7 protein-coding genes are annotated in these 7,912 nt (G+C 55.4%); 4 read left to right on the plus strand and 3 right to left on the minus strand.

The window, feature by feature from the left end; all coding sequences use genetic code 11:
- Window positions 1-1,661, minus strand: a 1,661-nt coding sequence (kefB, locus tag MHN01_RS09860; RefSeq protein WP_239411202.1) for a glutathione-regulated potassium-efflux system protein KefB, incomplete at its 3' end; no start/stop codon positions are given.
- Window positions 1,651-2,220: a glutathione-regulated potassium-efflux system ancillary protein KefG gene (gene kefG, locus MHN01_RS09865; protein ID WP_239411196.1), complete on the minus strand. Its 570-nt coding sequence runs from the start codon at window positions 2,218-2,220 to the stop codon at window positions 1,651-1,653. The genes kefG and kefB, both read right to left, overlap by 11 nt.
- Before the next feature lie 238 nt (window positions 2,221-2,458).
- Here kefG and MHN01_RS09870 point away from each other — a divergent pair, with 238 nt between their 5' ends.
- The gene (locus MHN01_RS09870; RefSeq protein ID WP_239411197.1) at window positions 2,459-4,384 is read left to right on the plus strand and encodes an ABC transporter ATP-binding protein; all 1,926 of its coding nucleotides are present in this window, start codon (window positions 2,459-2,461) and stop codon (window positions 4,382-4,384) included.
- Between the two features lie 4 nt (window positions 4,385-4,388).
- Window positions 4,389-4,868: a TIGR02444 family protein gene (locus MHN01_RS09875; protein ID WP_239411198.1), complete on the plus strand. Its 480-nt coding sequence runs from the start codon at window positions 4,389-4,391 to the stop codon at window positions 4,866-4,868.
- Window positions 4,869-4,874: 6 nt separating this feature from the next.
- Here the strand turns inward: MHN01_RS09875 and MHN01_RS09880 are convergent, their stop codons facing one another.
- Complete coding sequence (locus tag MHN01_RS09880; RefSeq protein WP_239411199.1) at window positions 4,875-5,474, minus strand: LysE family translocator; 600 nt, start codon at window positions 5,472-5,474, stop codon at window positions 4,875-4,877.
- A gap of 127 nt (window positions 5,475-5,601) precedes the next feature.
- Between MHN01_RS09880 and MHN01_RS09885 the strand changes: the two genes are divergently transcribed.
- Complete coding sequence (locus tag MHN01_RS09885; protein WP_239411200.1) at window positions 5,602-7,002, plus strand: PLP-dependent aminotransferase family protein; 1,401 nt, start codon at window positions 5,602-5,604, stop codon at window positions 7,000-7,002.
- 19 nt (window positions 7,003-7,021) lie between these two features.
- The coding region (locus MHN01_RS09890; RefSeq protein ID WP_239411201.1) for a hydrolase at window positions 7,022-7,912 on the plus strand (891 nt) is incomplete at its 3' end.

Genomic DNA, 7,912 nt, shown 5'->3' on the forward strand with positions numbered 1-7,912 from the left:
ATCTCTAGTTTACGGAAATGTGCCTCGGCCCGCTTGGCTTTGTACGGGTGCATACCCAGAGATATGAGGGCCTGGCGCCCTAAATCAAGGGCGCCGGCAAAAGTTTCACGGGAAAAACACTCGACCCCATGGCTAAGTAGCTGATGGGCCTCAACCCGGCTTCTTGCCCGTGCCAGCACTTTGATATTGGGGAAATACTGCTGGCACAGAGTGACAACCTCCATCACCTCATCTGGCTCATCGGTACAGATGATTATCGCCTCGGCTTTATCGGCCCCGGCTGCGCGCAGCAAATCAAGCTGGGTAGCATCACCATAGTACACCTTGTAGCCGAACTTGCGCAGGAACTGGATCTGGCTCGGATCTCGCTCCAGTACCGTTACCCGGATTTTGTTGGCAAACAGCAGCCTGCCGACTACCTGACCGAAGCGTCCGAAACCGGTAATAATCACCCGCGGTTCACGGTCAATAACATCACTCTCCAATGCCTCTTCTTCGGCCTTGAATGTCCTAATGAACCACTTGTCCTGAAGCAACAAGATCAATGGGGTGGTCATCATCGAAATACTTACCACCACCAGCAGGAATGCCGACAACTCTTTGCCGAGCAGTCCTTCACCCAATGCAGCCGTAAACAGAACGAAGGCAAACTCGCCGCCCTGGCTAAGAATAGCGGCCATCTGGCTACGTGACTTGGCACGAATCCCAAACACCCGTGCCAGCCCATAGAGCAACAGTCCCTTGACGCAGATCAGGGCGATAACGGCCAGCAAAATTTGTAACGGGTACTCCAGCAGCAGCCCAAGATTAACCGCCATACCGACCGAGATAAAAAACAGCCCAAGCAACAGCCCTTTGAACGGCTCGATAGCAATTTCCAGCTCATGGCGATACTCGCTCTCGGCCAGTAACACCCCGGCTAAGAAGGTACCCAGCGCCATCGAGAGCCCCAGCGACTGCATTCCAAGCGCAATACCGATCACCAATAGCAAGGCAGCCACATTAAACAGCTCGCGAACACCACTTAGCACCACCCAGCGAAACAGCGGACGCAGCAGAAAGTGTCCGCCCACCAGCAGCGCCAATATGCCACCAATCATCCAGGCGAAGTCAAGCCAGCTTCCCCCGCCGCCGCCTGCCAGCACCGGCAGGACAGCCAGCATCGGGATCACCGCGATATCCTGAAACAGCAATACCGCAAACCCCGACTGCCCGGTTTCGCTGCCGTCGAGGTTCTGCTCTTCAATTACCCGCAGCGCAATGGCCGTGGAAGAAAGCGCCAGCCCCATCCCGACCACAGCAGCATCACGCCAGCTGATTTCGGGAAGGAATGGTCGACAAGCCATCACAATGGCAGCAATCACTATGCTGGTCACCACGACCTGGCTGCCTCCCAGCCCGAGGATCGGCTTACGCATCTGCCACAGCTTCTTGGGGTTCAGTTCGAGGCCGATAAGAAACAGCAGCAGGACGACCCCAAACTCGGAGAAATGCAAAATTGCATCGACATCGGAAATCAGCCGCAGCCCCCACGGACCTATGGCGATACCTGCCAGCAAATAGCCCAGTATCGAGCCCAGCCCCAATCGCTGGGCGATCGGCACTGCCACAACGGCAGCAGCCAGAAAGACAACACTGACAGAAAGTACATCACTGGCCATAGTCAGCCTCCTCGCCACCAGAGAGCGGTTCAGTAAGCCATTGGCGATAGAGTTGGACATGTTGCTCAAGCTCCCGGGCCGGGATCCGCCTCGCCCAGTGAAGAACCAGCGGCTCAAGCCAGGTCATCTGGCATAAATCGGCTGACAACTCGAAGGGTTTGAGGATCTCCGCGATGCTGCAGCGGTTATATCCGTCCGGGGTATAGGCTTCCGCTGCACCGCCGGTGGTGATCACCGAACGCCAGTATTTGCCTTTGGTTTCGATACCATCGCCATGGGCGAAGCCCTTGCTCAATATCACGTCCATCCACTCCTTGAGCAACGCCGGGCAGGAATACATATAGAGGGGATGCTGGAAAACAATAATGTCATGCTGGCGGATCAGTGCCCGCTCATGATTAATGTCGATGAAAAAATCGGGGTAAGCCGCATACAGATCATGTACCGTCACATGCTCGAGATCCTCTATTCCCTTGAGCATCTCGCTGTTAGCCACCGACTCCTGCGGATCCGGGTGGGCATAAATTACCAATACCTTTGGCCGTCCTTGTGTGGTCATAGTATTCCTTACAACATCCTGCAGGCTATTCCTTCAGGTCAACGTCTATCATGATTTCTATACACATCATACATAATTGTTCCGGCAGCGGATCATCTGAATCTCAATTCATAGCTGCATCTTTCTCAATATAGCCCGACGATTATCATCGAGTTAGCAGTCAGAGGCCGTTTGGTATAGACTGCCGCTCATTTCGTGCACTTTATTTTTGCGGAGCGGGGCTACCCCGACACTGTCGATGATTACCTTTTCGGACATTCAGCTACTACGAGGCGGTAAAGCCCTTCTCGAGAACGCCACAGCCACTATTCATCCCGGCGATAAAGTCGGCCTGGTCGGCAAAAACGGTTGTGGTAAATCTACCTTATTTGCATTACTTAAAGGTGAACTGAGCGTCGATGCCGGTACCTGCCAGTTTCCTGCCAACTGGGAGCTGGCCTGGGTTGCCCAGGAAACCCCGGCACTGGAGCGCAGTGCGATTGAGTATGTGATCGACGGAGACCGCGAATACCGCCAGCTAGAGCAAGACTTGGCCGCGGCAGAACAAGCCAACAACGGCAACAAAGTCGCCGAGTTACACGGCAAGCTGGATACCATCGGCGGGTACAGTATCAATTCCCGAGCCGCCGAGTTGCTTGATGGCCTGGGTTTCTCCCAGGAACAGATGCAATGGAACCTGACCCAGTTCTCCGGTGGCTGGCGGATGCGCCTGAACCTTGCCCAGGCCCTACTGTGCCGCTCCGATCTGCTGTTGCTCGATGAGCCAACCAACCACCTGGATCTGGACGCCGTGATGTGGCTGGAAAAATGGCTTCAGAACTATCGCGGTACCCTGGTACTGATCTCCCATGACCGTGACTTCCTCGATCCGGTCGTCGGCCGCATCATTCATATCGAAAATCAGACCCTGAACAGCTACACCGGTAACTATTCGTCATTTGAAAACCAGCGCGCGGAAAAGCTGGTACTGCAACAGGCTATGTACCAAAAACAGCAGAAGCAAATGGCCCACATGCAGTCGTATATCGACCGCTTCCGCTACAAGGCCAGCAAGGCCCGTCAAGCGCAGAGCCGCATCAAAGCATTGGAGCGAATGGAAAAAGTGCTACCGGCCCAGTTTGACAACCCGTTCAGCTTCGAGTTTCGCGAACCGTCTGCCCTACCCAACCCGATCATGATGATGGATGAGGTTGCGGCCGGTTACGGTGATAACCTAATCCTGGAAAAAATTCGCCTCAACCTTGTTCCAGGCAGCCGCATCGGTCTGCTTGGCCGAAACGGTGCCGGTAAATCAACCTTAATCAAGCTGCTGTCTGGCGAGCTCCCGGCCCAGGCCGGCGATTTGACCTATTCGCAAGGCGTCAAGATCGGCTACTTTGCCCAGCACCAGCTAGAGACCTTGCGACTTGATGACACACCGGTCCAGCACCTGGCGCGTATTGCCCCGCAGGCGACCGAACAGCAGCTTCGGGACTACCTCGGTAGCTTCGGTTTTGTCGGCGACAAAGCCCTCGATAAAGTCGGCCCGTTCTCGGGCGGCGAAAAAGCCCGCCTAGTACTTGCACTGATTGTATGGCAGCGCCCGAACCTGTTGCTGCTCGATGAACCGACCAACCACCTGGATTTGGATATGCGTCAGGCACTGACACTGGCCCTGCAGTCTTACGAAGGGGCCATGGTCATCGTCAGCCACGACCGCTACCTGCTGCGTGCCACCACCGATGATCTATATCTGGTCCATGACCGCCAGGTCATGCCGTTCGACGGTGACCTGAATGATTACCATAAGTGGCTCACCGAACAGCAACGCAGTGAACGCCGGGAACAGCAGGCGGCCAAGCCAGAAACCACCAAGGATAACAGTGCAGCCTCGCGCAAGGAGCAAAAACGCCTGGAAGCCGAGTTCCGCAAACAAACGGCCCCACTGCGCAAGAAAATCGACAAGCTGGACAAGCAAATGGAAAAGCTGGCTGCCGAAGTCGAGCAGGCCGAAACCGAGCTATCCGATCCGGCAATATACGATGCCGAGAACAAAGTGCGCCTGAACGAACAGCTCAAGCGTCAGGGAGATGCCAAGTCGTCACTGGAAGAGATCGAGATGGAGTGGATGGAGCTGCAGGAAGAGCTAGAAGCAATGGAAGCCCAGTTCCAGGGCAATAGCTAATATAATGCCTCGGCCTGCTGTTTTCTCGGCAGAGGATTTTTGGCAGTTCAGCCTGAGCCATTATGCTCGGGCTGGCGTCGAACAAGCCTGCCTGACACTGCAAAACACCTATCAGGGCAATGTGAACCTTGCCCTGCTACTGCATTGGCTGGATACCCTGCATATTGAGCTGGCCGATCAGCAAATCCATGCGCTGACAGCCAGCCTCGTCGCCAGCGACAAGCAACTACACCAATACCGCACCATGCGCCAGCAGCTAAAACCCCAGCTGGACCAGGCGGGCTACCAGCAGTTACTCACTTTCGAACTGGAATTGGAAAAAAGCCAGCAGCATGCGCTGATCGAGCAACTTAATCGGTCTCTCCCAAGTTCAGTACCGATCACAGAGACTGGTACAAAGACAATCACACCGACTAACCTTACCCGTTACTTCCGACAGCTCGGGGCCACATCAATATTGCCTCATCTTCAGAACCTGTCATAGCACACGCTACCAAATCATCACCACGCAGCCTGCTGTCAGCGCGCCCATTACACCGTTGAATAGCCGGCGTGCTCTACTGCTGTGCAGCCAACGTCCAATCAAAGACCCAAAACCAGCCCAGACAGAGACACTCGGAAAACAGATCAGGAAAAATATCCCGGCAACAAGTGCCGCTGATTGCCAGTAGAGCTCTCCGGCTACCGTGAAGGTACTGATCGCCGTCACGGACATCATCCAGGCTTTCGGATTGACGTACTGGAACATCGCCGCCGCCCAAAATGTCATTGGCCGGCTGTCTGGCTGTTCCGTTCGGACCGCTGATCCTGCAGTGGCAATCTTCCAGGCCAGATACAGCAGGTACGCACTGCCGCACCAGCGAAGCAGCTCATGCAATACCGGAAAACGGGTAAATACCACCCCTAGTCCTGCCGCCACCAGGACTATCATCGATACCAGCCCCAGTCCAATCCCCATCATATGGGGCAAAGTCCGCCAATACCCAAAATTAGCCCCGGAGGCTGTGACCATTAAATTGTTCGGCCCCGGCGTCCCGGTCATCGTGGCAGCAAACGCAGCCAGAGAAATAATAAATTGCCACTCCCACACGGTTAGAACCCCTTGTCACCAAAATTGTACCGATACAATTACCGGTTAATGTTGCTTAAATATAACTAAACGCTCAAAATGAACCCTAACAGTGAGATTAATTGAGATCAAAAGGTTTATTGTCACCATGACAATCATGAATATTGTACTCACAGCCTCGACGAACGATCACAAGGCCGAGCCCCTCTATCGCCAGATCGCCGATGCCATCGAGCAGCAAATCACATCAGGCGAACTGCCTGCCGGGCACAAGCTGCCGACCCATCGCGCCCTCGCCGATCAGCTGAAGGTTACCGTAGGCACCGTCACCCGAGCCTATGCCGAGGCAGAACGACGAGAGCTGGTAGAGGCACGGGTGGGAGCCGGTACATTTGTCTGCCAACAGGATGCACCGAGCTGGGTCTATAGCTACTCCGCTCAGGAAGAAGAGGCCTGCAACCTCGGCCACAATATTCCCCCCTGTATTGACCGTGCCGGGATGCTGAAACAAGCCATGGAAAACCTGTCTCGCCACCCTGACCAGCTCAATCAGATGATGCTGTATCACGATCCGCAGGGGCTGGACGCCCATCGCAACGTCGTTGCTCGCTGGCTGCAAACTAAAGGCCTGAATATCGACCCCGAGCGTATGCATTTCACCTCGGGGGGCCAGCATGCCGCCCAACTGATCCTGTCTGCATTCTGCCGCCAGGGAGATACCGTCTTGGTCGAGCAGGTGACCTATCCCGGTTTTCTGAGCCTCGCCCGGCAGCAGCAAGTCAGCGTCAAGCCTGTTGCCCTTGATCATGAGGGGATCATTCCTGCCAGTCTCGAAGCAGCCTGCCGTCAATACCAGCCAAGAATGCTCTATTGCACGCCAACTCTGCAAAACCCGACAACTGCCACCATGAGCGAGCAGCGTCGCCATGACATCCTCGCTATCTGCCGCCAGTACCAGCTGTTGCTGGTTGAAGACGATGTTAACGGCCTGCTGCCGCAACAACGCCCGGCCCCGATGGTCAACCTCGATCCGGAACAGGTCATCCATGTCGGCGGGTTGTCAAAATGCCTCGCACCGGGGCTACGTTTGGGATATATCCAGGTGCCGCTCAATCTGCAACAGCGGCTCAACACCGCACTACACAACCACAGCCTGATGATCAGCCCCCTGCTCACCGGGCTGGCCTGCGAACTCATCCACAAAGGGGATGCTGACCGGGTGCTGCAAGATATCCACCACGATATCAACCAGCGCCAGCAATTGGTGGAGCAGCACCTGGGGGAATTTGCTATTCAGCATACCCGGGACAGTTTTCATGTCTGGCTTACACTGCCTGACTACTGGCGGCTCAGTGACTTTGTCTCGGCAGCCGAACAACAGGGCGTGATCATAAAGTCAGCCGAGATGTTTACCCCGCCGGGTGCGACCATTCCACCGGCGGTCAGGCTCGCGATCAGCGCCCCCTTCACCCATAGCAAACTGGAACAGGGCTTGCTTATCTTGGCAGAGCTGTTAAAAAAAGATCCCATGAATGACTTTCCCCTGTAACCGGGAAGAGGAGTTGCCGATGATGCCCTTTGCGCCCGCTAACGGGTTACGCAATGCCCACTTACAGACACTGCTGCCACGCTTTATTCGCCGCAAGCCGCTATTTACTCCGGTAGAGCAACGGATAGAAACTCCTGACGGCGACTTTCTCGACTTGGCATGGACAGGCCCGGCAACACTGCACCCGGCCAGCAAACCCATCATGATTTTATTCCATGGCCTGGAAGGCAGCTTTCACAGCCCCTATGCCAACGGGCTGCTGCATGCCGCCAGCCAGCAGGGGTGGCTTGGGGTCATGATGCACTTTCGCGGTTGCAGCGGCGAGATTAACCGCCAGGCACGGGGCTACCACTCAGGTGAAACCACGGATGCCGCCTTTTTTATCCGGTGGCTGCGGCTACAGTTTCCTGACACGCCGCTTTTTGCCGTCGGGGTATCCCTGGGCGGCAATATGCTGGTTAACTATCTGGCAGAACATCAGAGCAAGTGTGAGCTTAAAGCCGCGCAGGTCATCTCTCCGCCGTTGAATCTGGCCTCCTGCTCGGAGCGGATCCAACAGGGCTTTTCCCGGGTCTACCAGCAATACCTGCTGGGCTCGATGAAAAAAAACCTCAGCCGTAAAATTGCTGCCCTGCCGGGCAAGATGCCGATTACAGCCAGCCAGGTAGAAGAAATCCGCTCGCTGTGGCAATTTGACGAACAGGTCACCGCACCACTGCACGGATTCGAAGATGCAGCCGATTACTACCGCCGCTGTAGCGGCATCAACAAGCTTCAGGACATACAGACACCGCTGCGGATCATCCATGCCGCCGATGATCCGTTCATGACCTCGGCCGTTATTCCGACCCAGTCCCTGCCCGAGAATATCGACTACCATCTCAGTCCATACGGTGGCCACGTAGGTTTT

The organism is Photobacterium sp. OFAV2-7 (assembly GCF_022347985.1).
Taxonomy (GTDB): domain Bacteria; phylum Pseudomonadota; class Gammaproteobacteria; order Enterobacterales; family Vibrionaceae; genus Photobacterium.